This is a genomic window from Streptomyces sp. NRRL S-378, from assembly GCF_000720645.1.
GTDB lineage: Bacteria > Actinomycetota > Actinomycetes > Streptomycetales > Streptomycetaceae > Streptomyces.
This window is the reverse complement of sequence record NZ_JOBX01000227.1, coordinates 1-266: the sequence shown is the minus strand read 5'-3', so window position 1 is coordinate 266 and position 266 is coordinate 1. Positions and strand designations below refer to the sequence as shown.

The 266-nt window shown below is 62.8% G+C and carries 1 pseudogene; it reads left to right on the top strand.

Going from position 1 to position 266, the window contains the following annotated elements:
* A pseudogene (locus IH80_RS0138585) lies at nt 1-266 on the top strand (PhnD/SsuA/transferrin family substrate-binding protein); the annotation flags it as partial.

Below are 266 nucleotides of genomic sequence, written 5' to 3'. Positions count from 1 at the left end.
GTCCGTCCGAGATCGAGGCCCTCAACGGCGGTTCTCTCGACATCGGTTTCATCGGCCCCTCCCCGTCGATCAACGGTTATGTGAAGTCCAAGGGCTCCAACCTGCGGATCATCTCCGGCTCCGCCTCGGGCGGCGTGAAGCTGGTCGTGAACCCGAGCAGGATCAAAACCCTGGACGACCTCAAGGGCAAGAAGATCGCCACCCCGCAGAAGGGCAACACCCAGGACGTCGCGTTCCTGAACTGGATCGCGGAGAAGGGCTGGACG